At 68.6% G+C, this 24237-nt stretch carries 24 protein-coding genes; 5 read left to right on the top strand and 19 right to left on the bottom strand.

Translation table 11 applies throughout. The annotated features are described in order from the left end of the window. Nucleotides 1-26 precede the first annotated feature (26 nt). From HFP15_RS33230 to HFP15_RS33270, 9 genes are all read right to left on the bottom strand, one after another. Entirely contained in the window at nt 27-1301 is a 1275-nt protein-coding gene (locus HFP15_RS33230; RefSeq protein ID WP_168520898.1) for an MlaD family protein, read from the bottom strand. After that, nucleotides 1301-2653: an MlaD family protein gene (locus HFP15_RS33235; RefSeq protein ID WP_168520900.1), complete on the bottom strand. Its 1353-nt coding sequence runs from the start codon at nt 2651-2653 to the stop codon at nt 1301-1303. Before HFP15_RS33235 ends, HFP15_RS33230 begins: the two co-directional genes overlap by 1 nt. Then, nucleotides 2650-3882 carry an MlaD family protein gene (locus HFP15_RS33240; RefSeq protein WP_168520902.1) on the bottom strand — a complete coding sequence of 411 codons (1233 nt, stop codon included), beginning with the start codon at nt 3880-3882 and terminating at the stop codon, nt 2650-2652. The genes HFP15_RS33235 and HFP15_RS33240 overlap by 4 nt, the downstream gene beginning before the upstream one ends. 3 nt (nt 3883-3885) lie before the next feature. After that, the gene (locus HFP15_RS33245) at nt 3886-4725 is read right to left on the bottom strand and encodes an ABC transporter ATP-binding protein (RefSeq protein ID WP_168520904.1); all 840 of its coding nucleotides are present in this window, start codon (nt 4723-4725) and stop codon (nt 3886-3888) included. 16 nt (nt 4726-4741) lie between these two features. Continuing rightward, nucleotides 4742-5479, bottom strand: a complete 738-nt coding sequence (locus tag HFP15_RS33250; protein WP_168520955.1) for an ABC transporter permease — start codon at nt 5477-5479, stop codon at nt 4742-4744. Between the two features lie 147 nt (nt 5480-5626). Next, on the bottom strand, nt 5627-6475 hold the full coding sequence (locus tag HFP15_RS33255) for an MlaE family ABC transporter permease (RefSeq protein ID WP_168520905.1): 849 nt from the start codon (nt 6473-6475) through the stop codon (nt 5627-5629). A 40-nt stretch (nt 6476-6515) separates the two neighbouring features. Continuing rightward, entirely contained in the window at nt 6516-6935 is a 420-nt protein-coding gene (locus HFP15_RS33260; RefSeq protein WP_168520907.1) for a hypothetical protein, read from the bottom strand. A gap of 19 nt (nt 6936-6954) precedes the next feature. Then, a complete protein-coding gene (locus HFP15_RS33265) occupies nt 6955-7551 on the bottom strand; it encodes an RNA polymerase sigma factor (protein ID WP_168520909.1) in 597 nt (198 codons plus the stop codon). A gap of 208 nt (nt 7552-7759) precedes the next feature. Then, on the bottom strand, nt 7760-8566 hold the full coding sequence (locus HFP15_RS33270) for an LLM class flavin-dependent oxidoreductase (protein WP_168520911.1): 807 nt from the start codon (nt 8564-8566) through the stop codon (nt 7760-7762). A 134-nt stretch (nt 8567-8700) separates the two neighbouring features. Between HFP15_RS33270 and HFP15_RS33275 the strand changes: the two genes are divergently transcribed. The 4 genes from HFP15_RS33275 (at nt 8701) to HFP15_RS42325 (ending at nt 12007) form a co-directional block, all read left to right on the top strand. Continuing rightward, nucleotides 8701-9120 carry a hypothetical protein gene (locus HFP15_RS33275; protein ID WP_210718195.1) on the top strand — a complete coding sequence of 140 codons (420 nt, stop codon included), beginning with the start codon at nt 8701-8703 and terminating at the stop codon, nt 9118-9120. Between the two features lie 119 nt (nt 9121-9239). Continuing rightward, a complete protein-coding gene (locus tag HFP15_RS43115) occupies nt 9240-9617 on the top strand; it encodes a hypothetical protein (RefSeq protein ID WP_246272254.1) in 378 nt (125 codons plus the stop codon). A gap of 254 nt (nt 9618-9871) precedes the next feature. Continuing rightward, nucleotides 9872-10117, top strand: coding sequence for an ATP-binding protein (locus HFP15_RS33285; protein ID WP_168520913.1), 246 nt, complete (start codon nt 9872-9874; stop codon nt 10115-10117). Between the two features lie 564 nt (nt 10118-10681). Continuing rightward, nucleotides 10682-12007 carry a sialidase family protein gene (locus tag HFP15_RS42325; protein ID WP_210718196.1) on the top strand — a complete coding sequence of 442 codons (1326 nt, stop codon included), beginning with the start codon at nt 10682-10684 and terminating at the stop codon, nt 12005-12007. A gap of 313 nt (nt 12008-12320) precedes the next feature. Here HFP15_RS42325 and HFP15_RS33295 read toward each other — a convergent pair whose 3' ends face one another. The 10 genes from HFP15_RS33295 to HFP15_RS33340 all read right to left on the bottom strand — a co-directional run bounded on the left by HFP15_RS33295 (nt 12321) and on the right by HFP15_RS33340 (nt 22592). Next, the gene (locus HFP15_RS33295) at nt 12321-13034 is read right to left on the bottom strand and encodes a hypothetical protein (RefSeq protein ID WP_168520915.1); all 714 of its coding nucleotides are present in this window, start codon (nt 13032-13034) and stop codon (nt 12321-12323) included. Nucleotides 13035-13048: 14 nt separating this feature from the next. Continuing rightward, nucleotides 13049-13621 carry an Rv1363c family protein gene (locus tag HFP15_RS33300; protein ID WP_168520916.1) on the bottom strand — a complete coding sequence of 191 codons (573 nt, stop codon included), beginning with the start codon at nt 13619-13621 and terminating at the stop codon, nt 13049-13051. A gap of 1 nt (nt 13622) precedes the next feature. Beyond that, nucleotides 13623-15068, bottom strand: a complete 1446-nt coding sequence (locus HFP15_RS33305; RefSeq protein ID WP_168520918.1) for an MCE family protein — start codon at nt 15066-15068, stop codon at nt 13623-13625. Beyond that, nucleotides 15065-16231 carry an MCE family protein gene (locus HFP15_RS33310; protein ID WP_168520920.1) on the bottom strand — a complete coding sequence of 389 codons (1167 nt, stop codon included), beginning with the start codon at nt 16229-16231 and terminating at the stop codon, nt 15065-15067. Before HFP15_RS33310 ends, HFP15_RS33305 begins: the two co-directional genes overlap by 4 nt. Continuing rightward, entirely contained in the window at nt 16228-17454 is a 1227-nt protein-coding gene (locus tag HFP15_RS33315; protein WP_168520922.1) for an MCE family protein, read from the bottom strand. Before HFP15_RS33315 ends, HFP15_RS33310 begins: the two co-directional genes overlap by 4 nt. Then, on the bottom strand, nt 17451-18551 hold the full coding sequence (locus HFP15_RS33320; protein ID WP_168520924.1) for an MCE family protein: 1101 nt from the start codon (nt 18549-18551) through the stop codon (nt 17451-17453). Before HFP15_RS33320 ends, HFP15_RS33315 begins: the two co-directional genes overlap by 4 nt. Further along, nucleotides 18548-19618, bottom strand: a complete 1071-nt coding sequence (locus HFP15_RS33325) for an MCE family protein (RefSeq protein WP_168520926.1) — start codon at nt 19616-19618, stop codon at nt 18548-18550. The genes HFP15_RS33320 and HFP15_RS33325 overlap by 4 nt, the downstream gene beginning before the upstream one ends. Nucleotides 19619-19621: 3 nt before the next feature. After that, a complete protein-coding gene (locus HFP15_RS33330; RefSeq protein WP_168520927.1) occupies nt 19622-20917 on the bottom strand; it encodes an MCE family protein in 1296 nt (431 codons plus the stop codon). Nucleotides 20918-20924: 7 nt separating this feature from the next. Beyond that, nucleotides 20925-21689: an ABC transporter permease gene (locus tag HFP15_RS33335; protein WP_246272263.1), complete on the bottom strand. Its 765-nt coding sequence runs from the start codon at nt 21687-21689 to the stop codon at nt 20925-20927. A 93-nt stretch (nt 21690-21782) separates the two neighbouring features. Further along, entirely contained in the window at nt 21783-22592 is an 810-nt protein-coding gene (locus tag HFP15_RS33340; protein WP_168520929.1) for an MlaE family ABC transporter permease, read from the bottom strand. A gap of 174 nt (nt 22593-22766) precedes the next feature. On the opposite strand from HFP15_RS33340, the gene HFP15_RS33345 reads away from it, so the two are divergent. After that, nucleotides 22767-23963, top strand: coding sequence for a TetR/AcrR family transcriptional regulator (locus HFP15_RS33345; RefSeq protein WP_168520931.1), 1197 nt, complete (start codon nt 22767-22769; stop codon nt 23961-23963). The last annotated feature ends 274 nt before the right edge of the window (nt 23964-24237 follow it).

Here is a 24237-nt window from a genome sequence, read left to right on the forward strand (position 1 = left end):
CGTGGCTTGTTCAACCGCACGAGATCTCACCTGCCTTTCTTGTCCTGCGCGGCCTGCCCGGGCGCGGGATAGGGATCACGTACGGTGAGCGGGTCGCGCACACCTGCCGGCGCTCCGGTGACGGACTCGGTCCCGAGGAGCGGGTAGATCCGCAGCCAGTGCCCCGCCGCGTCACCGTCGGAGAGCGCGCCGTCGGCGTAGGTGAACCACATCGCGATCTCCGGCGCGTAGGGGGCCAAGGTCTGTACCAAGGGAGCCGCGTCGTGCAGAGCGCCGGTGACTTCGGGTGCCAGGGGCCGGGCGTCGGCGAACACCTGAGTCAGGTCGGTGACTGCCGGGACGGCCTGGGCATCGACGCCCGGGAGTTTGTTCAGCGGCGGAACTCCCTCACGCAGCACGCCACGCAGGTCCGGGGTGGCCTGGCCGAGTGCCGTGGCGCCGGGCTGCAGGACCCGGACCGCCTGCTGGGTATCCGCCAAGGGGCCTTGCAGATTCTTCAGCGCCTCCCTGGCTTGGCGCAGGGTGTCCGGTGTCTGCTTCAGCGTGTCCGCGAGCGGCTGCCCACCATCCGTCGCGACGGCGCCGAGCGTTGTGCCGAGCTGGCCGGTCAGGTCGGAGAGCTGCTGCTGACGGCCCTGGAAACGCGCGGCGAACTGATCGACGGTGCGCAGCATGGCGGTGACGTCGGCGGATCGGCTGGCCAAGGCCGAGGACACGGTGCCAAGATCCGGCAACTCGGCGGGCAGGGCCCGCAAGGCGTCGTTGAGGTCCTGGCTGTGCCCGGCGACTCCGCCACCGAGCTGGCGCACGGTACTGCCCAGTGCCTGCCGGGTGGGATCGTCGAAGACCGAGATCAGATCGGAAAGGTCCTGGGCGCCCGAAGTCTTCGTCGCCGGGATCGTCGCGCCGTCGGGCAGCGTTCCCGAAGCCGGATCGCCAGGGGTGAACGCGACATACTTCTGGCCGAGGGCCGAGCGTGCGCCGACGGACGCGGTGACCGCCTTCGAGCCCCGGTAGATCGGGCGGTCGCCGTCGAACTTGAGCTCGACCACCGCGTGATCGCCGTCGAGCCGGATGTCGCCGACCTGGCCCACGCGCACACCGGCGATCCGGATGTCGTCTCCGGCGCGGAGCGCGCCCACGTCGTCGAAAGCCGCGTACGCGACGGTTCGAGACTGACCTGGCAGCCCGTTGGACGCGTTGATCGCGACACCGACCGAGGCGGCGAAGGTGAGCAGCACTGCCGCACCCAGCGCCGTGGCCCGCCTTGCCTGCTGTGTCTTGCGCTTGCCGACCGCCATCACTGACCTCCGCCGAGCAGGAGCTGGAGCGCGCCGCTTTCCTGGTTCTGGGTGAGCCCGGTCGCGCTGCCGTCCGAACTCTGCGGCGCGAGCAAGCCGTTCGGCGGAGCGGGAGGCGCAGCGGCGCCGGGACCCGGTGCCGGGCTGGGCGCGGCATTGGGTGCGCCACCGGGGAGCAGCCCGGTGACCGCGTCCGGATTGATGGTCACCATCGCCCGGAAGTAGTGGGAGACGCCGTCGTGCCCGTTCGTGGTGAGTGCCCAGTTCCGGACGAAGTCGAGCACGGTGCCGAGATTCGCCGTCAGGCTCGTGACGAGCGGCCTGGCGTTCGCCGCGACCGAACGCAGGCTGGGCGCGGCCATCCGCAGTTCGTCGGCGACGGGTCCTGCTTGCGCGAGCAGCTCTCGTGCGTGCTCCAGCACGGGCCGGGCACTGGCCAACGCCGGATCGGCCGCGTCTGCGAAGGTGCCGAGCTCCTGGCTGATCGCCGTCAGCTGGTCGGTCGTCGGCCGGATGGCGGCGAGCGTGGGCACCGTCGCGTTCGCCGTCCCGGTCAGCTGCGCCAGTGTCGCCCGCGCCTGGTTGAACGTCGCGGGAAGCTCGGCCAGCGACTGCTCCAGCTGTTGATGATCGGCCGCGGCGGTGCTGGTGAGCTGACGTGCCGAGTTGATCAACCCGTCGAGTGTGCGCCCGTTGTCGTCGGCGAGCGCGCTCGCGACCGGCTGCAGGCGCTCGACGAGACTGTTGAGCACGTCGTTCTGCTGGTCGAGCAGCCGCGCCAGGCCGTCGGTGTCGCGCATGGCCGACTGAAGGACACCGATCGTGGCGGCGGCGTCGGAACCGTTGCCCCGCATACCTTCGCCGAGCATGGTCACCAGGGCCGACAGCGCCGATCCGGTCGGCTGGTCCACGGTGTTGAGCACCTGGTACAGATCGGGCTCGGTACCGGTCTGGTTCGCCGGGAGCAGACCGCCGTCCCCGATTTCGGGGGCCGCCGCGCTACCGCGCTCGAGATCCACGTAACGCTCACCGAGCAGGCTCACCGGCTTGATCGTCACGCGCGCGTCGACGTGCACCGGCAGCGCGGAGCGATCCAGCGTGAGCGCCACTCCCGCGAGCCGGCCGTTCACGACGTTCATCGCGGCCACGTGGCCGATGGTCACGCCGTTGGCCTTGACGTCGTTGCCCACCAGCAAAGGGCTCGCGTCGGCGAATTGAGCGACGATGGTGATGCCGGAACCGCTGTTCCGTGCGGCGATGCCGGTCGTCGCGGCGGTCACGCTCACGAGCGCCACGACGGCCACCGCCAGCAGGCGGGTGCGGGTGGCGCGGCGCGCACGATTTCGAGTCATCGCATTCCACTTCCGAAGGCGTCGGTCCAGCTCTGCCCGACCAGCGAGCCCGGCATCGGGTTCGGGTCGCTGACGTAGCCGGGCGGCACGACACCGGGATTCGCATCGAGGTTGCCGGCGCCGGCCTGGATATAGATGTGCGCGTAGTGGCCGTTCGCGTCGTAGCTCGCCGCCAGGGATCCCCAGTTGGCCAGCCATCCCGCCAGTTCCGGGGTGTAGGGCCGCAAGAAACTCAATGCGGGCAGCAGGCTGCCGACGGCGGAATTCGCACCGGGCAGCACGGCATGCGCGGCATCGAGCAGAGCCGGGGTGGTGTCGAGCAGATCCGACGCGGCCGCGAGGGTCGGCTTCAGTTGTGCCACCGCGGGACGCAGATCGGCGAGCAGCGGACTCAGGTTCCGCGCGAGCGCGGGCAGCCGGTCGGTGGCGCCTTTGGCGGCGTGCAACAACGGCAACGCCTTGTCGACGGTACCGGGCACATCGCCGAGCGTGCTCGTCGCGGCCCGCAGCGTGTCCGGAAGCTTCTTCAGCGCGTCGGCCAGTGCCTGCTTCTGCTGCGCCGTCAGGGCGGTGGTCCTCGACAGCTCGTTGATGATCGTGGTGACGTCGGAGTCCCGGGTGGCCACCGTGTGCACCATGGTGTCCAGTTGCGTCACGAGCTGACTGATCGCGGGCCCGTCGGCGCCGAGGCCGCGAACCACGTCGCCGAGCGCCTGAACCGCCGGGCCCGCGGTGCGCAGCGTCCGGTTCAGGTCCTGCTCGCTGCCGCCGACCGTGCCGTTCAGCGTGTTGATCAGGGAGACCAGGTGGTCTCGCGTTGGCTGGTCGAGCGCGGCCAGTACCTGGTCGAACTCCATCGGCGACGGCATCGAACCCCTGATCATCCCCCCGCTGGGGATGACCGGGTTGCTCTTGGGTCCATCGGTCACGGCGATCCACCGTTCGCCGAGCACGGCCTTCCACTCGATCGTCACCACCGCACCGTCGTGCAACGGTCCCTGGCCGCCCGCCAGCGCGAGTGACACCTTCGCTTTTCCGTCCTGCACCGTGATGTCGTCGACCTTGCCCGCCTCGAAGCCGTTGATGGCGACGGTTCCGCCACGCACGACGTTGGCGGCCGAATCGAGGACGACCGTCACCGTGTAGCCGGACATCGCCGACGGCAGTGCGAGCACGACGCCGGCCACCACCACCGCGGCGGCTATGAAGGCGATGATCAGTCGGCGCATGGGTCAGTCCATCCCGAGTGGTCCGGCGGAATCACCCGCGAGGAACTGCCGCACGAACGGATCGTCGGAGGCGAACGCCTCGTCGGCCTCGCCGTAGTGCACGACCTTGCCGTGCCAGATGAGCCCCACGTAGTCGGAGACCTTGCGCGCGCTGCGGATGTCGTGGGTGACGACGAGGTACGTGCCGCCGTGCTGGGCGTGCATCTCCATGATCAGGTCGCACAGCAGGCTCGTGCGCACCGGGTCGAGGCCGGAGTCGGGTTCGTCGAACAGCACGATGTCCGGGTTGAGCACGAGCGCGCGGGCGAACCCCGCCCGCTTGCGCATGCCACCGGAGACCTCGTTCGGAAACTTGCCGACGGCCTGCTCCAGACCCACCTCCTTGAGGCGTGTCATCACGATGTGCTCGATCTCGTCTTCAGCCTTGTCCGTGTGCTTCCGCAGCGGGAACGCCGTGTTGTCGTAGAGGTTCATCGAGCCGAACAGCGCACCGTCCTGGAAGAGCACGCCGAACCGTTTGCGAATCTCGTAACGCTCGTTCTCGCTGATGTCCCAGATGTCGCGCCCGAAGATGAGAATTTCCCCGGCATCGGGTTCGAGCAGCCCCACGAGGTGCTTGAGCAGCACGCTCTTCCCGGTACCCGAGGGGCCGAGCACGGTGGTGATCGCGTTGTCGGTGAAGTCGATGCTCATACCGTTCATCACGGCGAAGCTGCCGAAGGACTTGTACACATCGCGCACCTGCATGGTGTGTACGGCGCCGTCGTCGCCGACGGCGGGCGCGGCCCCTACCGCGGGAAGCAGGTCCGTGTCAGCGAGGTCGGTCCTGGCGTGCTGGGTCATGGAAAAGCTCCTGCGGTCAGTTGGCAACGGGTGCGTTCGGGCTCAGACCCCAGAACAGCTGGGTGCCGAGAACGCCGACGACGTGGACGAGCACCATGTTGAGCATCATCGATTTGGCGGTGTTCTTCCCGACTCCTACCGGGCCGCCGCCGGCGGTATAGCCGTAATAGCAGCCCACGAAAATGATCACCGTGCCCATCGCCATGATCTTGGCGAGTGAGTACACGAAATCCGCCGGGTTCTGGTAAAGCCAGAAGATGTAGTCATAACCACCGGCCGACACACCGCCGAGCATCTTCACCGTGGTGAGGTATTCGCCGATGTACATGATCCCGAGGCCGACCACATACAGGAACGGCATCGCCAGCCACGCCGCGATGATCCGGGTGCCGACCAGGTAGCTGCGCGATTTGACGCCCATGACCTCCATGGCGTCGATCTCGTCCGAGATGCGCATCGAGCCGATTTCCGCGACGAGCCCGCAACCGACTTTCGCGGACAGGATGTAGCCCCACATGTAGGGCCCCATTTCCCGGATGGCACACCAGGCGTCGAAGACACCGGAATACAACGGTGCACCGATCTGCTTGAGCGTGTACGCCGCTTCGAGTCCGCATTCGTATCCGATCACGAACTGCATCAGCCAGATGATCAGTCCACTCGACAGGATCAAGATCCCGGTCTGGGACAGCACCTCGGGAAAGTAGTGCCGCAGATCCGGGAACGCGCGCACGGTCCGCCCCGAGAACCGCATGATGTCGCCGCCGGTCTCGATCGCCGACCGCACGTACTTCGCGGCCGACCCGAAACCGATCTCGACATCGCGGGGCCGTGGCGCGCCGCTCTTGGGCTCGTCACCGGGACGGCGGGGGATCACACTGGTCACAAGAACCGCTCCGTCCTATTTGAACACCTGCATGCTCGGGTTGAGCCCCAGCAGCGTGGCCGTGAATACCGCGTTGAAGATCCAGATCGAGGCGAACGCGATCACGACCGCCTGGTTGACGGCCTTTCCGACCCCGATCGGCCCACCTTCGACACGAAGTCCCTTGTAGCAGCAGACGACGCCGACGATGAGGCCGAAGATCGCCGTCTTCACCACGCTGGCCCACATATCGGTGGTCGTGGCGTTGGCGAAGAAGTTGTTGAAGAACGCGGCCGCGTTGGCGTTGAGGATCGGCACCGCGGCGATGTAACCGCCCAGGACGCCGAAGGCCAGCGCGAGCAGGTCCAGCATGCCGGTCATGAGCGTCAGCGCGATCACCCTGGGCAACACGAGTGTCCTGATCGGATCGACGCCGAGGACCTCCATCGCGTCGATCTCCTCGCGAACCCGCCGGGCGCCGAGATCCGCCGTGATCGCCGTGCCCATGACCCCGGCGACGACCATCGCGTTGATCCAGGGCGCGAATTCCCGCACGCTCGCCATGACGAAGAAGGAGCCGAGCCGCTCGGGTATGCCGAACAAGGAGAAAAGGTTGCCGCCCTGCAGGCCGGGTGCACCGAGGCCGAACGCGGTGGTGGAGATGACCATCGGAATCCAGCAAAGCTTGAGGATCGCGTACATCTGCTCGCGAACCTCGCCCCAGTACCCCAACGGGTGCCGTACGGCCAAATACAGCACGCGGCCGAGCAACTGGACCATCTCGCCGGCCTGGTTGAGCGGCCCGCTGGCGGCGGAGAGCCATTTCGGTCGCTTACGGCGCGCAGAGGTGCGCTGAGCGGCCGCTGTGGGCATGGTCGCGGTCATGAAGCACTCCCTTGTGCGGTCGCGAATAGAGCGTGTGCGGTCAGGACGGGCGGTGTTTCGGCGAACCCGGCCTTCCGCCCCGGAGGCGACCGGCGACAAGACCTGTCGCCGCCCCCACCACGAGCGCTGCCAGCGCGGTCAGCCCGATCTGTCTGACGTCTCGCGTCACCGGGTTCATCAGCACGAGCGGCAGCACAAGCAGATATCCGCACAATGCCGACGCCGATGCCTGCGCGATCGGCACTCGGGCCTCTCCAGTCCGGTAACCGGCCACGACGAAAGCCACCACGGCGACGATGCTGAGCCATATCGAGCCGAGTACGGGAACCAGATGGGCCACGATCGGCAACAGCAGCCCGCCGACCACGAGTACGGTGAACGCGCGAGAGGCCCCGCGCACCACGGCGATCACGTCCAGTGCGGGCGCGCGCTCGCCAGCGCCCTGAGCTCCTGCGGCCATCCCTCTCACCTCACCCTCCTCACGCGGCGATCGCCGTGCTGACGGCCGGGTCCTGGTGCAGCAGCTCGCGCAGGCGGCGCACCGCGCGGTGCTGCAGAGCGCGCACGGAGGCCGGATCGCGGTCCAGCAGCGCGGCCGCCTCCGCGACCGTCCGGTCGAAGAAGAACCGCAGAAGCAGGCAGTTGCGCTGGTCGTCCGTCAAATCCCGGAGTGCTCCGCGCACTCGGGCGCACCGTGCCCGGCGCACGATCTCGTCGGCGGGATCGCCGGCCGGTTGCTCGCGACCGTGCGGCACCTCGCCGTAGACCTCGTAGCGGGCCCGGCCGGAACGCGCTTGATCGATGAGGAGATTACGGGCGATCGTCACCAGCCAGGCCCGCACATCCTTGCCCCGCGACTCGAGCGAGCCGATCGACCGCAGTGCACGGGCGAACACCTCACTGGTCACGTCCTCGGCCAGGAACCGGTTGCCGGAGCGAGAAAACGCATACGCGTAGACATCCCTCGCGTACCGGCGATAGAGGATCTCGAACGCATCGCCCTCTCCTTGCTGAATCGCTCGAACGAGCGTCCAGCCGAGGTCCTCCGGGCCGAGGTGGTGAACGGCACTGTCCATGTGAAGATCTCTCCCGACACCATCGTCTGTCCGAAGCAGAATGATTGAGCCCGGGCCCGGCCGGTACCAGCGTCCGGGCCAGCCTTGGCCCGGAGGGGCCACGGCGCGGGTCGTCCTGTTGGGACAGCGGTGGGCGGCAGGTCAGCGACCGTCGCGTCGGCTTTCGAAACCGGCGGGTTCCGCCTTCCGGCTTCCCCCGCCGCCTCAACTACCGTCCGGCGAGCTCGGCTACGACCGGAGCCAACGTGTCGGCGAAGTCGGCGCCGAAGACGATATAGGAGAAGCCGATCTCCTCCCGTCGGCGCTGGATTTCCTCCGCGGCGGCCGCCGGGTCGGCCGGAAGTATGGCCAGCGAGTCCACGGCGCGAAGCGCAGCAGGGTCGGTGTCGGGAGGCGCCATGAACGGCGCGACCCTGTCCCCGACGACCGACACGTGGAGCGCGAGCTCGACGTCCCGGACAGCGTGGAAGTCGCGTGCCAGCCGCGTGACTTCGCCCCGCGGTTCATCCGGGACCTGTACGAAGGTGACCGTGTCCGCGACCTCGGCCGCCAGCGCCCGGGCCTTCGGACCGCGTACAGCCATCGCCACAGGCGTGTGACGGCCGGGGCCGTCGAGATCTCGCAGCGCCTGCACGGTCTCACGTACCCGGACCAGCCGCTCGTTCGGCGGGACGGCGGGCATGCCCTTTTCGCGGAGCTCCTCCTCGATTCCCGGCCTGCCGGTGCCGATGCCCAACTCGAAGCGACCGCCGGTGAGCTCCGACAGCGAGTGCGCTTCCCACGCCGTCATCCACGCCGGGCGCAGCGGACAGGCATACACCCAGGTGCCCACACGCAGGTCGGTCAGGGCCGCGGCGGTGGCCAGCGTGGGGCCGGGCGCCGGTTGCAGGCGCGGGAAATCCGGCATCAGCAGCGTCGAGTAGCCACTGTCGGCGATGCGGCGCACCTGGGCCAGCCACGTCGGCAGGTCAGTGCCGAACGGGGCAACGACCCCGAATCGAAACGGTCTCGTCATGCTTGGATTCCTCTCTACGGTCGGCGAGATCACCGGCCCTCCCACCCTGGGAAGGTATGTCCAGGGATACAGACGACGGATCCACCGGAAAATCATCGGTGCGGCCCGGGCGCGTCGCGCGTTAGATTCATCCGGTGCGGACGCAGATGGCGGTACGGGTCGGCTGGATCTGCCTGCTCGTGGTCAGCGCCGGGATTCTCGGGTTCGGTGTGGTCCTCGCCGTGGCGCCGCCGGCCGGTGATGGGGCGCTGTACCGCGCGGACGGGCTGGCCTCGTGCGGGCTCGGGCTGTTCGGCGCGCTGATCTCCGTGGTGCCGTTCCGGCGAAGGGAGCGGTGGGCCTGGTTCGTGTTGTGGTTCTACCCGCTGTTCTGGCTCGCGCACCTCGTGTTCGGGCTGCCACCCGGCAAGGACCACGTCCACCAGGTGGTGTTCATCGCGCTGTCGCTGGCCGGTCTGCTCCTGCCCATGCGGATGTTCTTCGGCGGCACCGCCGGTGTGGGGCGCGCCCCGAGCCAGCCAGGAGGCGTGGGCGAGGACACGGGGCGCTCGTGAATTTCCGCCGCGTCTGTGAACGTTTCCGCTGAGCACGATCCTTGAACGGATATCAATGGGAATTCGCCACCCATCGATGAGGTTGTTTTTTTCCAAATAGGTTGCCAGAATCCGCGGCCATGAGTTACCAGCCGCCCGGTCCGCAGGACCGGTATCCGTATCCCGCGCGTGATCCGTATCAGGATGCGCAGGGTTATCGCGAGCGTGACCGGCGCGCCGATCGGGGCGCCGAAACGGTCGCGAACGTCGTTCGTGTCGTCGTCGGGCTGGTCATTCTGATCTTCGCCCTGCATGTGCTGTTCGTCGTGCTGGACGCCAATCACCACAACGGGTTCGTGCGCGCGATCTACATGCTGGCGAAGGGGTTGGTACTGGGGCTGGGCGATGTGTTCACGCCGGACGACGCCGTGCTCGGCGTGGTCATGAACTACGCGCTCGCCGCGCTGATCTACGCGGTCGTGGGCCAGTTGATCATCCGTGCGCTGCGTCGCCGCTGACCGGCTGAGCGGCACGGGCATCTCGTCATAGTTTGTGGCAGGACTTCATGGGCAGACACCGGTTCGACGATCCGGACGGATCGCGTCGTTGGGGTGGTCCGGCGCTGACGCATGAGCCGGCCGCCCCGGGGTCGCGCCGACACGTGCGGACCTGCGAGCAGACAACCGTGCCGCTTCCGACGCCGAATGCGAGCGGCGAAGCAACGCCGGCGGACGCCGAGCAGCCGTCGTGACCCTGAACCTCCTACGAGGCGATGGCCAACGTGGTCACGCGCGCCGACCCGGACGCAACGTCGGGCACCATGACCGTCACCGCCGGCCCCGACGGGCTCATGGTCACGGTGACCGACAACCGCCGCTGCCATGACAATCCCAGCTCATCCCACGCGGGCCTCGGCCTGCCGCTGATCCCAGCCCTGGCACCGGAATCCAGCAGCACCACCGGGCCGACCGGCACCACCGTCCGGATGCACTGGCCCACGCCCACCACACTGTCCTAACCCGACGCGGGTGGCACCGGTAGCGCGCAGCACCCAACGCGGTGTCAGAAGTCGGATAAAGATCCAGCACTCGGCCAGATCAACCACCACCGACGCCGACAGAGGCGTCAGCGCCGTCACGGCCGTGAGCCGTCCCGCCAGAACAGCCGGCCGCGTCGGCGCCCTCGCGCTGCCGGAATCCAGTTCGGCGCAGGGTTTCCGGAACGCTGGACACTATCGCCATCGCGGTCGGCGCTGAATGCGATCACTGGTCCGCAAGGAATCACCGGCCCCGGCGGCCCCCTCGCGCTCGCCCGGTTCACCCGGTCCGGCACGGTGAGCACCACGCGGTACAACCACTACTCACCGCTCGCCAGCGTAGCCCCGCCGGAAGACGGCGAAACCGCTGTCAGGCGACCCGATTGAACGTCGTTTGCCAGCGATGTCTCCCGTGATCCTTGTGTTTTCACTCGTTCGAGTGTTTTGATCGCGGCCACCCGTCGTTGTCACCGAGACGCAGGAGTAGTGATGGCCGGCTTTCGCTCGCAGTCTACGGCGGTGGTGCTTCGGTGGTGTGCCACGGTGATGACCGCGAGCGTGGGCGCCGTCGTGCTCACCGCTGCGGCCTCGCCGACCGTCCCGGCGGCCGCCACCTTCTCCACCGGGCGACTGCAGGTCCAGACCGTGGGACAGTCGGGTTGCGGGACGAATCAGGCCGGTGAGCCCTCGATTCATGTCTCGAAGGCGGGGCTGGTCGGGATCAGCTCGGAGAACGGGCTGGGCGCCGGCAGTCAGTACTGGCGTGGTCCGGCGTCGGCGAGCGGCTGCGGCCTGACATATGCGGGACAACCCAACGCGGTCAACGGAAGGGGCCTGGCCGGTGGTGACACCGACACCGCCTTCGCCCCTGAGAAGTCCTCCTCGGGCACCTACCGAGCCTATGTCGCGAGTCTGAACCTCGGCTCCGTCAACGTCGCGGTCTCCACTGACGACGGTGCGAGTTTCTCGCAGACACCGGTGCAGGCCGGGCTCCCGTTGGACGATCGCGAGTGGATCGCCGCCTACGGTGCCGACACGTCACTGCTGAGCTATCACGACATCGCCACCAACAACATCGACATGCTGCGCTCGGACAACGGCGGCAACCTCTACAGCCATATCGCGCGGGTCATCCCCGACACCGACTACAAGGCCACCAACAACGAACTGGGCAACCTCGCCATCGATCACCGCAACGGCTCGCCGGTCACGGGCGGTTTCTGGGCCTACCAGTCCTTCGTCGCCCCCAGCGCCGCAGGCGCAACCACCAACAACGAAGCATTCCTCGGCGTGTCCGACGACGGCGGCCACACCTGGACGGACAAACCGATTCCGTGCAGCACCGCGTTTGGCAAAAATGGCCTGGACCACCAGTTCCCGAACGTGTCCGTCGCACCGGACGGGACGCTGTACTACGCCGTCTCCAACAACGACGCCGTCTACGTGGCCCGCTCCGCCGACCACGGTGACAACTGGAGTTGTTCCGGTCCGGTAAGCACCACCAAGGCCGCCGTGATGCCCTGGCTCGTGGCCACCAGTAACGGGGTCGACCTGGTCTACTACGGCACCCCCGACACGGTGAAGCCCGGCGCTACCGACTCCCGCACCTGGTCTGTCTACTTCGCACAGAACACGCAGGGCAGTGGCTGGTCGACCAGCCAGGTCTCTCCGGTGCACAAGGGAGCCATCTGCGATACCGGCATTACCTGCAACTCCGGGCGCCAGCTACTGGACGATTTCGGCGTCGACACCGACCAGAACGGGTTCGCCCACATCGCCTACACCACCGACAGCCCCTCCCTCGGCGGTTCCGGCAGCGCCACCGGCTACGCGGCCCAGACCAGCGGCATCCTCGCCGGATACCCGAACTGAACCGGTTCGCCTCACCGTGTGGCGGCGCACCCGCACAACACTCCCGACCGACTCCGCAGCGCAGGAGGGCTTGGCCCCTGCTCACGCGCCGGGGCCAGCCACCGACGCCTCCACAGCACGCAGGAAAGTGGACTTGCCCGCGCCCGAACCTCCGAGCAGGGCGCCGGAAGTTGGTGCCGGCCTCCCACAGGTCGTCGGGGATCGCGGAGGCGCCGGCGATGATGTTGAACAGGCCGCGGGAACAGGAAGTTCGCCAATGTTCCGGGCCGGCCGGGTCCCACATCGTGGGGTCAGGCGCCGGGGACCTGCGTGGTCAGAAGGGTTGGATGTTGTCGATCAGCCACCCGTCTCCCGTGTGCTTCATCGTGACCGACACCCGGTTCTGGCTCACCTGCGCCGGTTGCCTGGCGTCGTTGCTGGAGACCAGGACCTCGTCGACGTAGACGAGGCACGTCGCGGTGTTGTCGTCGTCCGACAGGTTCACCAGGCCCGCTCCCCGGACCAGCGCCCTCGTGACCGCGTTCTGCTTGGCGGCCATGACCTTGACCGTCTTGTCGAAGACACCCCGGAACGTGCCGGCGTAGGACGAGGTCATCTGCTGCGCGGCCTGGTTCTCCGCGGCGTCGAGCGACCGGTAGTCGTAGGTCAGGACCGTCGGCAGCTTGCCTGCCGCGGCCCTCACCGCCGCCTGCCCGGCGTCCGAGGGGAAGCTGCCGACCGTGTAGTTCCCGTCCGGCGCCACCGTGGGCTGCACGTCCGGCGGGGCCGGACGGGTCAGCAGATACCCGACGCCCGTACCCGCTGCCACGACGAGCAGCGCCAGCACCGACACGACCACCTTGTAGCGAGTGGACAGTCGCTTCGTGGGCGGCTCGCGATCTTCCTTACCCTCCGCGGGTTCGGCCTTCTCGTCCACCGCCGACGTCTCCGCCGCGGCGTTCTCGGCGCGCGGGCGTGGGCTCGGCCGTGCCGACTCGGATTCCTCTGGTAGCACGTCGGATTCGGTGGCTTCCTGCTTCGCGTTCATGGGTCGCTGCCTCCTTATCCGACCTGGTTGAACTGGGCCACGAGCCAGCGCCCGTCGATCAGCTTGAGCTGCTCACGGACCCGGTTGCGGGCCACTTCCTGCTGCCCGTTCGGCGTCTTGGTGGTGACGTCGACCGCCACCAGCACGTCCGCGGTGTCCCCGTGCTCGTACTCGATCGCGGCGGCGTTGTCGGGCAGCGCCGCGGTGAGGACCAGGCTCTTCGAGGTGAGGCCCTGCCGCACGTCCTGCTGCTTGCCCGTGTAGTCCGCCTTGAACGGGTCGGCGGCGAGGTCGAGCACGCGCGCCATGTCGGCGTCGGCGCTGTGGAAGTCGAGGCTGAAGAAGTTCTGCGCCTCCTGCCTCGCCACCGCTTGCGGTCCCTCGTCGAGCGTCTGGCGGCCCCGCCACCACACCACCCCGCCGGTGACGATCAGTCCTAAAAGGATGATCACAAGAGCCACCGGGACAACGGTGCGCAGCCGCGGCTTCGCCGGCCACCACCGTCGCGACGCGGACCGGCTCTCCTTCTCCTCGACCGGCTCGTCCGCAGCCTTCTCGTCCACCGTCTTCTCGTCGGTCTCGGTCACGTCAGCCTCCTTGCGCGGTCAGTGGTGCGGTCAGCAGCCAGCCCAGCCCGTCCGGGCCCTGCGGTATCGGCCCGCCGGTCAGACCACTGAGGTGGTAGGCACTGCCATCGGTCGCGACGACGTCCCCGCTGTTGGGGTCGTACATCGCCATGTCGTGCCCGCCGCCCGGGGCCGGCGCGCCGGAAGACGGCCCGGACGGTCCCGGCGGGCTCGCGCCGGTGGGGGTGTCCGCGTTCTGCGCTCCCCGCACGTTCGGGGTTCTCGGGTCGTACGGGGACGCCGCGCAGTGCGCGTTCAGGTTCGCCGGCGTGTCGGCCGTCTCCGCGGGTCCCTGCCCGTCCGCAGGCGCGCCGTTCGGCAGGTACCGCTTCGTGCCCTGGTAGCCATTGACGCACGGGTCGTCGCTGGGGTCCTTGCCCGGCGTCTGCGAAAGCTGCGCACCGAAGTGCTGGGTCCACAGTGGCTGCCCCGTCGCCGGGTCGTAGTGACACGTGCTCTGGATCGGCTTGCCGGTGGCCGGATCGTTGTCGTCGCAGTACCGGATCGCGCCGAACTCCGCCTGCAGCACCCACGGGAACACCACCAGCGTCTTCCGGACTCCTTGCAGGCGCGGCAAGGTCACGTCCGTGAGCGTGATGAGGTGGTTGAGCAGCTGCGGCAGTGCCGCCTCGTTCTCGGCGAGCAGCCCGGTCACCTGGCTGCCCGCGCGGATGCCGTTGGCGAACGTCTGCGGGAACGTCGAGTCGAGGTCGCGCAGCTCGTCGGTGAGCCCGGCGAGCTGCGCGGTCAGCGTCGTGATCTGGGCGCCCGCCGCGACCTGCGTGTCGAGCACCGTCGCGCTGGAGTCCATCAGGCCGATCTGGTCGTGCAGGTTGGCGAGCGAACTGCGGGTCAGGCTGTTGCCGTCGTCGAGCAGGTGCTGCAGATCCGGCCCGGTGCCGCCGAAAGCGGTGGCCAGCTCCCGCAGGGTGGTGTCGAGGTCCTTGGTGGGGACCGATTTCGCGAGCCCGTCGAGATCGCCCAGCAGGTTCTTGACCGGGACCGGCGTCCTGGTACGGGACACCGGGATGACGCTCTCGTTCTGCAGGAACGGCCCGCCCGCGCTGCCCGGGGTCAGCTCGACGTACTGCTCGCCGAGCGCGGAACGCTGGGCGACGGTCGCGGTGACATCGGTGGGTACCCGCACGCCGTTGTTCATGGTCAGGTTGACCGACACCTTGCCGTCCGGCTCCAGTGTCAGGTCCCGCACCGTGCCGACCGGGGTGCCGAGCAGGTCGACCTCGGCGCGCGGGTAGATCCCGCCCGGCTCGGCGAAAGTCGCGTGGACCGTATACGGCGGCGAGGCCAGGTCCGTCACCCCGGTGAAGCGGACCACTGCGTACGCGAGCGCGGTGAGCGCGACGAGCGCGAACACCGCCAGCTGGATCTTGATACCGCGCTGGATCAACGGTTACCTCCCGACAGCAGACCGGGCAGATCCTGCGAGGGCGCCGCGGGCACGATCGGCGTGGCGGGATCGAGCACCCCGGACAGAGCCGGCAGGCCCGGCACGGCCGCGGCCGGCGGCGCCGGCGCCTGTCCCGGTGCCGTGGGCGGCGGGCCCGGCTGGGGGAACAGCGCCAGCAGGCTGTTGATGGTGCCCATGTCCACGTGCACGGTTCCGTAGAAGCCGGCGTAGTCCCCCTTCACGGCGGCTTCGCCGTTGTTGGGGAAGGGATAGGTGAGCAGGGCGCGCGCCGCGGTGGCCAGCTGGTCGCCGTTCGTCGCCAGGTTGTCCAGGATCGGCTGCGCCGACTTCAGGTCCGCCACGGTGTCCTGCTCGCTCGCGTCGATCAGCGGCACCACGGTGTGGGACAGCTGCTGCAGGTGCTGCAGCAACGCGATCAGCTGCGGGCGCTGGTCGTTGAGCACCTTGAGCCCGGCCGGGATCGCGTCGATCGAGGAGCCGAGCACGTCGCGCTGCCGGTCGAGCGTCCCGGACAGGTGGTTCAGCGCGTCGAGCGCCCGCGTGATGTCGTCGCTGTGGGCGTTGAGCTCGCCGGTCAGCGTGGTGAACTGGCCGAGCAGCGAGCGGACGTCGCCCTCGTGCCCGCCGAGCGCGTTGTTCAGCTCCCCGTTGATGGTCGCGATCTTCGGCAGGTCACCGCCGTTGAGTACGGCCGAGAGAGCCCCCAGCACCTGTTCGATGTCGGGGTCGACGCGGGTGCCGGAGTCCGGGATCGTCGCGCCGGCGGGCAGGTCGCCCGACGCCTGCTGCCCGGGCGCCGGTCCGAGTGCCACGAACTTCTCCCCCAGCAGGCTCGTCGACGAGAGCACGGCGGAGGTGTTGGCGGGCAGGTGCGTGGACTTCTGGATGGCGCAGACCACGTGCGCCTTCAGGTCCGGCCCGATCGAGATCGAGGAGACGCTGCCGACGATGACGCTGTTGCTGCGGCAGGTCTCCTTCACCGCCAGGTTGGTCGCGTCGTCGAGCACGATCGACACCGGGTAGGTGTCCGGCCCGCTCACGCCACCGGGCAGCGGCAGGCTCGCCGCGCCCTGGTAGTCGCAGCCGGACAGAGCGAGCGTGGTCACCGCGAGGCACCCGGCCAGCTGCATCGGCCGCTTCACGAGCCCGCTCCCAGCATCAGGCCGGGCAGCGACCGGGCCGGCGCAGCGACCGTCAGCCCGCCGCCGCCCGCGCCGTCGGGCTGCGGGTTGAGGAACTTGTCGAGCACTGTGCCGAGCTGACCGCCGGACTGCCGCAGCGCGGTGCACAGCGACGAGAGTTGCTGTTGCTGGGCCGGGGGAAGCGCGCCGCACACCGCGGTCATCGTGAACCCGAGCTGAGTCGCGATGTCGTCGAAGGTGTTGCTGCGCGACATGACCGCCGTCGTCTTCGCCTGGTCCACCATGTTGCCGGGATGCGTGGGATCGAAGTTCTCGTACGCCCCGGAGTCGGCCAGGTTGGTGACCCCGAGCGGGCTGAGGTCCATCAGCTCGGCGAGGTCGCGCTGGTGGCTCGCGAGTGTGCCGGTGATCTTGCCGAGGTCGGCGATGTCGGCGGTCAGCGGGCCGCGGTTGTCACCCACGAACTTCGAGACCTGATCCAGCGCGGTGGTCAGCTCCGTGTTGGCGTCGTGGATGTCGGTGCGCTGCCCGTTCAACTCGCCCGACACCGTCGTGAGGTTGCTGATCAACTGCCGCACCTGCGGGTCGTCCGCGGCCAGCGTTCCAGTGATCTTGCCGAAGTCGGTGACCGTCCCCGCGATGTCGCCGCTGCTGTTGTTGAGCGCGCCGACCGCCTGGGACAGGCCCTCGATCGCGTCGTGGAACGCCGCGCCGTTGCCGTCGAGATTGGCCGCGCTGGCGGTGATGAGCCGGGACAGCGCGCCGTCGGCGTTGGCACCGTTGGGGCCCAGCGCCGTCGCCATCTTGTCGAGCCCACGGTAGGCGTCGTCGAGCTCCAGCGGCACGGCCGTGCGGTCCGTACCGAGGGCCGCGTCGTCGGCCAGAGTCGGGCCCGAGTGGTACGCCGGGCTCAGCTGCACGAACCGATCGCCCACAATGGACGGTGGCACGATCGACGCGCGCACGTCGGCGGGGAGCTTGTACTTCGGGTCGTAGCTGATGCCGACCCGCACATGGGTGCCCTGCGTGGTCACGGACGTGACCTTGCCGACCGCGACGCCCAGGATCTCGACGTTGGCCCCCGGGTAGAGGCTGACCGTGCTCGTGAAGTCGGCGGTCAGCTGCTTCTGCGGCGCACCGCCGTCGAGCGCGACCACGAGCCCGGCGACGAGCAGCGCCAGCACCACGACGCCGGCGCCGATCCGGACGAGCCTGCCCTTCACTGTCCGCCTCCCTGCTGCGGGTTGACCGCGTCGGCGGCCGGGCCCAGCGGCAGGCACGGCCCGCCGGATCCGCCCGCGGATCTGTCGGCCTGTTCGAGGATCGGGTCGAGCAGTGCCGACAGCGATCCGGGGGCCCCGACGTCGCACGCGGCGACGCTGCGCGGGGCCTTGACCGTCGAGTCGAAGTAGCGGCCGTTGCCGACCACGTTGGTGAAGACCCGGTAGTACGCGGGCAGCCGCTGCAAGATCTGGTTGATCTGGTCGTCGTCCTTCTGCAGCACCGTTTCCACCTGGTGCAGCTGGTCCAGCGCGGGCCCCAGCGTGGCCTGGTTGTCGTGCACCAGCCCGCTGAGCTGCTCGGCCAGGTCCCGCGTCCCGGTGAGGACCTCGTGGATGGAGTCCCGGCGGTGGTCGAGCACCTCCAGCACCTGGTTGGACCCGGCGATCAGCTGGTCGATGTTGCCGTCCTGCGAGGCGATGGTGCCGGCGACGCTGTGTGCCCGCGCGAACAGTTGCTGCAGCTGCGTGTCGCGGGAGGAGATCGTGTGGGACAGCTTCGACAGACCGTCCAGCGTCGCGCGCGCCTCGGGCGTGCTGGCGTTCAACGCGCTGGACAACGCGTCGAAGGCCTGCGCGACCCGCTGCGTGTCGATGGCGTTGTTCTGCTCGGTCAGCTGTTGTGTCGCCGGGACGATGTTCAGCGGCACCGAGGTGCGCGCCAGCGGGATCGTCCCCCCTTCGTCCACCGCACCCGGCCCCGCCGGTTCCAGGGCGAGATAGTGCTCGCCGAGCAGTGTCTTGATCTCGATCGAGGCCTTGGTAGCGGTGCCGAACGTGGCGTTCTTGACGTGGAAGTCCGCCACGACGTGGTCGCCGTCCAGTTGGACGGCCGAGACCGACCCGACCTTGATGCCCGCGATGCGCACCTCCTGCCCGGCCGCGAGCCCGGACGCGTCCGCGAACTCCGCGTGGTAGAGCGGTCCGTCGCCGATCAGGGGCAGCCGGTTGGCGTTGAAGGCGACGGCGAGCGACACCACCAGCAGAGTGATCCCGCCGACGGCCAGCTTGACCGGATCGCGCTCCGTGAACGACTTCATCGGCCACCTCCCCTTGCCAGTTGCCCGCCGCCGCACACGGTGTCCTTCTCGTCGGCCTGGACGCCCGCCGGGGTCTTGAGCTCCATCGACTGGCCAAGCAACGAGAACTCCGCGTCCGCGCCGCACAGGTAGAAGTTGAACCAGCTGCCGTAGTGCCCGATCCGCGTGTAGGTGTTGATGCGTTCGGGGACCACCTGCAGGACCTGATCGAGAGTGTCCTTTGTAGACGCCACCTGGCCCGCGAACGACCGCAGCCCGTCGATGTCCCCCCGCAGCGGCGGCCGGATGGCCGACAGCATGCTGCTCGACGAGTTCAGCAGCGAGGCGAGGTCGGGCAGGCTCGAGCCGAGCGTGTCCTTGTTCTGCGCCAGCCCGGTCATCAGATCGCGGAACTGCGAGATGAGGGCGGTCAGCGAGCCGTCGCGCTGGTCGACGGTGGTGAGCACGGCGGTCAGGTTGTCGACCACCTGCCCGATCACGCCGTCCTTCTCGGCGATCGTGTTCGTGAGCTGGGCGGTGTTCGTCATCAGCTGCTGGATCGTGCCGCCCTCGCCCTGCAGCGTCTGGATGATCTGCATCGACAGGTCGTTCACCTGTTGCGGCTGCAGCGCGGCGAACAGCGGCTGGAACCCGTTGAACAACTGGGTGAGGCTGAGCGCGGGCTTCGTGTGCTTGAGGTCGAACGTGCCGCCGGAGGGCATCGTGGCGCCGTCACCGGGCCGCTCTTCCAGCGCGATGTAGCGGCCACCGACGAGGTTCTGGTAGCGCAGCTGCACCTGGGCGCTGGCGTACACCGGAACCGACCGGTCGACGGAGAAGGTCACCTCGGCGACCCGGTTTTCGCCGTCGGACACCAGGTCCAGTGACTGCACACTGCCCACCTCGACACCCGCCAAGCGCACCGGGTCACCCGTGTTGAGGCTCGTGGCGTCCGTGAACCTCGCCTTGAAGGTCGTGCTCGGGCTGTAGGACACGTTGCCGATCATCGTGGCCATGAACCAGACGACCAGCACGGTGACGACCGAGAAGGCAGCCACCTTGAGCGCGGAGGACGGAAAGCGTTTCACGACTCAGCTCACCTGCCCGTCCGCCAGCAGCGGTTGCACCAGCATCGAGCCGACGCCGGGCACCTGGTCCGGGGACACCCCCATGGCCACCGCGGCCACGGAGTTCGCCATGGCCTGCCTGGGATCCGTGTCCGTCCGGGGCGCGGCCGGCTGCGCCGGGGCGGGGTGTACCTGTGCGTAATACGGAGGTACGTCCTGGACCCCTTGCGCTTGCGGTGGCACGAGCGCGCAGTGCGGCGCCCAGTTCGGCACGAAGAACGGCAGTCCGGTGTTGCTGGCGTCGCTGGCCGGGTTCCGCGGCAGGTCCCCGGGAGCCTGGTAGGCGTCCCGGTGCGCGACCAGGTCGATGGAGACCCGCAGGTACGGGCCCTCACCGCCGAGAATCCGGTCGGCGAGCGCGTTGTGCAGGTTCACCGCGGTGATCAGGCACGGGAACTCGCTGGAGTAGGCGGCCAGCACCTCCTGGATCGGCCGGGCGTTGCCGGACAGGGTGATGAGGTCGTGCGCGTTGGCCGACAGCACCTTGTTGGTCTCGTCGACGGTCGCGATCGTCTGGTCCAAAAAGGACGCGAACGACTGCTCGTGCGGAACCAGGAGATCGCTGCCGATGGCACGCGAGTTGTCCAGCAGGCGCAGGAAGTCCGGCGCTGCCCGGTTGAACACGTCGGTGGCGCCGGCGAGCTGGTGCAGGTCGTGCGTGAAGGTCTCCAGGTGCGGGTCGAACCCGGTCAGGTACTGGTGCACCAGCTCCAGGTTCTGCCCCAGCTCCTCGCCGCGGCCCGACAGCGTCTGCGCGAGCGCGTCCAGTGTCACCGACAGCTGCGCCGGGTTCAGCGTCTTGAGAATCGGCTCCAGGTGCGTGAACAGCTGCCCGACCTCGACCGACGTCGTCGACTGCCGGATGTCCGCGCCCGCCGCGATGGGCTGCGAGCTGTGCCGCGGAGGCAGCACGAGGTTGACGAACTTCGCGCCGAACAGGGTCTTGGGGACGATCTCGGCGTCCACATCGGACGGCACCAGGTGCACCTGCCCGGGGTCGAGCGCGAGGTGCAGCACGGCGTTCGTGCCGTCGGAGGTGATGTCCCTGACCTCGCCGACGCGGATCCCCTGCAGCTTGACGTCGGCCAGCGGGTTCATCTCCAGCCCGGCGCTCTGCGTGGTCAGCGTGACCTCCACCGTGTGCTGCCACGGCAGCGTCTTGTCGTAGGCCGAGACGCAGACGGCGCCCAGCAACACCAGAACCGCGAGATAAACCAGTCCCAGCAACGGTTTGAGGTGCGTCCGCCAGCCAGTAGCCATCCCGCACCTATCCCGCGATCCGGACCGTGGTCGTCGAACCCCACAGCGCCAGGCTCAGCAGCAGGTCGACGATGTTGACCGCCACGATGCCCAGCCGCATCGCGCGGCCGACCGCGACGCCGACCTCGGCGGGCCCGCCCCGCACGCTGAACCCGTAGTAGCAGCAGATCAGGCTCTGGATGCAGGCGAACACGAACACCTTGATGAACGAGTAGAGCACGTCGATCGGCGGCAGGAACAGGTTGAAGTAGTGGTTGTAGGTGCCGTTCGTGAGCCCGTAGAAGGACACCGACACCACCTGCGTCGCCACGTAGGTACCCATCAGTGAGATCACGTACAGCGGCACCACCGCCACGGCCGAGGCGATGAAGCGGGTGGTGACGAGGAACGGGATGGACGGCACGGCCATCACCTCGAGCGCGTCCACCTCCTCGTTGATGCGCATCGCGCCGAGTCTGGCGGTGAAACCCGCGCCCACCGTCGCGATGAGCGCGTTGCTGGCGATCAGCGGGGCGGCCTCGCGGGTGTTGAAGTACGCGGAGAGGAAGCCGACGTAGGAGGTGATCCCGACCTGCCGCAGGCCCTGGTATCCGACGAGTCCGACGACACCGCCGATCGACACCGACTCGAAGATGATCACACCCAGCGTGCCCGCACCCAGCGCCAGCGCCCCGCGGCCGAGGCTCACCTCGGCGAGCAGCTTCGTGATCTCCTTGGGATAGCGGCGCACCGACCGCGGGGTCCAGGCGAGGACCTTCCCGAAGAACAGCATCTGGTCGCCCAGCGCGGCCAGCGTGTCGTACAGGGCGCGCACGGCGAGCACGGGCTTCCGCCGCAACCTCCCCAGGATTTCCATTGTGGACACTTAGAGACCCTTCGGCGGCACGATCTGGAAGTACAGCGCGGAGATGACCGTGTTGACGACGAACAGCAGCACGAAGGAGATCACCACCGACTGGTTCACCGCGTCGCCGACACCCTGCGGGCCGCCCTTGGCGTGCGTTCCCTGGTGCGCCGCGACGACCCCGGTGATCAGCCCGAAGATCAGCGCCTTGAACTCGCCGACCCACAGGTCGGGCAGCTGCGCCAGCGCGGTGAACGCCTGCACGTAGGCGCCCGGCGACCCACCCTGCACGAGCACGTTGAAGGTGTAGCCGCCGGCGAGGCCGACGCCGGTGGCGACGCCGTCGAGCAGCATCGCGACGACGGCCATGGCCAGCACCCGCGGGACCACGAGCCGCTGGATCGGCGAGATTCCCAGCACAGCCATGGCATCGAGCTCTTCGCGGATGGTCCGCGCGCCGAGGTCGGCGGCCACCGCGCTGCCCGCCGCGCCGGCGACGATCACGACCGTCACGAGTGGAGCGGCCTGCTGGATGATGCCGAGGACCGCGACCGCGCCCGTGAACGACTCCGCGCCGAGCTGCTGGAAGAGCGAAAAGACCTGGAGCGCCAGCACGGCGCCCAGCGGGATCGTGATCAGGCAGGCGGGCAGCAGCGAAACCCGGATCACGAACCAGCACTGGTCGAAGAACTCGCGCCATTGGAAGGGACGACGGAACGACAACCGCATCGTCTCCGCCGTGAAGCCGACCAGTTGCCCGATCGGCGGCAGCGGCCGCAGCCAGCCGGGGGGTTTCGCGTTTGTGGGCTTCTCGTCCGTCGATGTCGTCATTGGCCTCGCCGACAAGCCACCAACACTGGCGTGTTGTGAATGGTCAGTACCCTATGGGTTGGAGAGCATGAACTTTTCACTTCCGCTGTGTCAAGGAAAAACAGTGTCCAAGTGAAAGATCAGTAGCTTGAACAACGTTGTACTGGCGCACTGGCCCAGCAAAGGAGCACGACGGTGGACGAACCGGCCGTACGACCGGCCCGCGGGACCCGGCCACGCAACCGCCGCGCCCTCATCATCGCCGCCGCGGCGGAGAAGTTCGCGACGCGCGGCTATGACCGCGTCAGTGTCGGTGAGATCGCCGCGACGGTCTCAATAGGACCGTCGGCGCTGTACCGGCACTTCTCCGGCAAACCACAACTGCTCGTCGAAACGATCACGGCCGGGCTCGACCCGATCCGCACTGTCGTCAACGAGGTGGACCTGGCGGAGGATACGGGCCGGCGCAGAATCGCTTCACTGTCGCTCGGCGAGCAGCGGCTCGCCGTGCTCTGGCGCCGCGAAGCGCGCCACCTGTCCCTTGAGGACCGCAAGACGGTCGTGCTCGAGCTGCGGGGCATCGGCCGCGCTCTCACCCAGCGGGTGCGGGAGGCCCGCCCCGATCTGGGCGAAACCGCCGCCGACCTGATCCGCCGGTGCCTGGTGTCCGTGCTGACGAGCCCGTCGCACCACCGCCTCGACCTGGACAGGCCGCAGTACGAGGCGGTGCTGGCCGAGTTGGCCGGCATCGTGCTCGACGCACAGGTCCAGCCGGACCTGCCGGCCGCCCCCACGGAGAACCCCGGCCGGGCGACGCTGATACCGGCGTCCCGGCGCGAGGCGCTTCTGGCAGCGGCGGTCCACCTGTTCGCCACGCGCGGCTACAAGCAGGTCGGGAACGAGGACATCGCCGCGGCGGTCGGCATCGCGGGCCCGAGTATCTACAACAATTTCAGCAGCAAGAGCGAGATGCTGGTGACGGCCTTCCGGCGCGGCACCGCGGTGTTGTTCACGGACCTGTCCCACGCCTACCGCACGGCGACGACGCCGGCGGACGCGCTGCGGCAGCTGATCCGCTCGTACCTCACCGCGATCCTCCACAACCCGGACCTGGCGGGCCTGCTGATCACCGAGATCGAGCACCTGCCCGACGACGAACGCCACGAAACGCGCCGGGCGCAGTCCGACTACATCAGCGAATGGGTCCACCTGCTGCGCGGAACGCACCCGGACCTGAGCCCGGCCGTCGCGCGCGTCCGGGTGCACGCGGTGCTGAACATCATCAACGACGCGGGGCGCACCGTGCACGTCCGCCGGAACCCCGCGATGACGGAAGCGCTGCCGGCGATCTGCGCGGAGGTGCTGGGGGTGGGCCAAGAGGTGGTGGCGTGATCGCCATGCCCGGGCGACGGGATTTGTGACCACGCAAGCGTTTCCGTCCTTGCCCGCGCCGCCGCCCGCTCCGCGCTCGCGTAGGCCCCCGCATCTCCTCGCATGCGTTCTCGACCGTCCACATCGGAATCCCAGGCAGCCCGATCCCCCGCCGGACGCGCGTGGCCGACCCCGGCGGCTCGAACATCGGAGCCGGCGTACGCGGCGCTTGCAAAGTGAACCTGAGTTGTGTTCACTTGTGCGGGCGGACAACAGGGGGCGCTGTGGAAGGAGT

It is taken from the genome of Amycolatopsis acididurans, from assembly GCF_012328925.1.
GTDB classification, from domain to species: domain Bacteria; phylum Actinomycetota; class Actinomycetes; order Mycobacteriales; family Pseudonocardiaceae; genus Amycolatopsis_E; species Amycolatopsis_E acididurans.

Coding starts and splice junctions, on each gene's coding strand:
- HFP15_RS33230 (WP_168520898.1), bottom strand. CDS start 1,301: ATGGCGGTCGGCAAGCGCAAGACACAGCAGGCAAGGCGGGCCACGGCG.
- HFP15_RS33235 (WP_168520900.1), bottom strand. CDS start 2,653: ATGACTCGAAATCGTGCGCGCCGCGCCACCCGCACCCGCCTGCTGGCG.
- HFP15_RS33240 (WP_168520902.1), bottom strand. CDS start 3,882: ATGCGCCGACTGATCATCGCCTTCATAGCCGCCGCGGTGGTGGTGGCC.
- HFP15_RS33245 (WP_168520904.1), bottom strand. CDS start 4,725: ATGACCCAGCACGCCAGGACCGACCTCGCTGACACGGACCTGCTTCCC.
- HFP15_RS33250 (WP_168520955.1), bottom strand. CDS start 5,479: ATGCGGTTCTCGGGGCGGACCGTGCGCGCGTTCCCGGATCTGCGGCAC.
- HFP15_RS33255 (WP_168520905.1), bottom strand. CDS start 6,475: ATGACCGCGACCATGCCCACAGCGGCCGCTCAGCGCACCTCTGCGCGC.
- HFP15_RS33260 (WP_168520907.1), bottom strand. CDS start 6,935: ATGGCCGCAGGAGCTCAGGGCGCTGGCGAGCGCGCGCCCGCACTGGAC.
- HFP15_RS33265 (WP_168520909.1), bottom strand. CDS start 7,551: ATGGACAGTGCCGTTCACCACCTCGGCCCGGAGGACCTCGGCTGGACG.
- HFP15_RS33270 (WP_168520911.1), bottom strand. CDS start 8,566: ATGACGAGACCGTTTCGATTCGGGGTCGTTGCCCCGTTCGGCACTGAC.
- HFP15_RS43115 (WP_246272254.1), top strand. CDS start 9,240: ATGAGTTACCAGCCGCCCGGTCCGCAGGACCGGTATCCGTATCCCGCG.
- HFP15_RS33285 (WP_168520913.1), top strand. CDS start 9,872: ATGGCCAACGTGGTCACGCGCGCCGACCCGGACGCAACGTCGGGCACC.
- HFP15_RS42325 (WP_210718196.1), top strand. CDS start 10,682: ATGACCGCGAGCGTGGGCGCCGTCGTGCTCACCGCTGCGGCCTCGCCG.
- HFP15_RS33295 (WP_168520915.1), bottom strand. CDS start 13,034: ATGAACGCGAAGCAGGAAGCCACCGAATCCGACGTGCTACCAGAGGAA.
- HFP15_RS33320 (WP_168520924.1), bottom strand. CDS start 18,551: ATGAAGTCGTTCACGGAGCGCGATCCGGTCAAGCTGGCCGTCGGCGGG.
- HFP15_RS33330 (WP_168520927.1), bottom strand. CDS start 20,917: ATGGCTACTGGCTGGCGGACGCACCTCAAACCGTTGCTGGGACTGGTT.
- HFP15_RS33335 (WP_246272263.1), bottom strand. CDS start 21,689: ATGCTGTTCTTCGGGAAGGTCCTCGCCTGGACCCCGCGGTCGGTGCGC.
- HFP15_RS33340 (WP_168520929.1), bottom strand. CDS start 22,592: ATGACGACATCGACGGACGAGAAGCCCACAAACGCGAAACCCCCCGGC.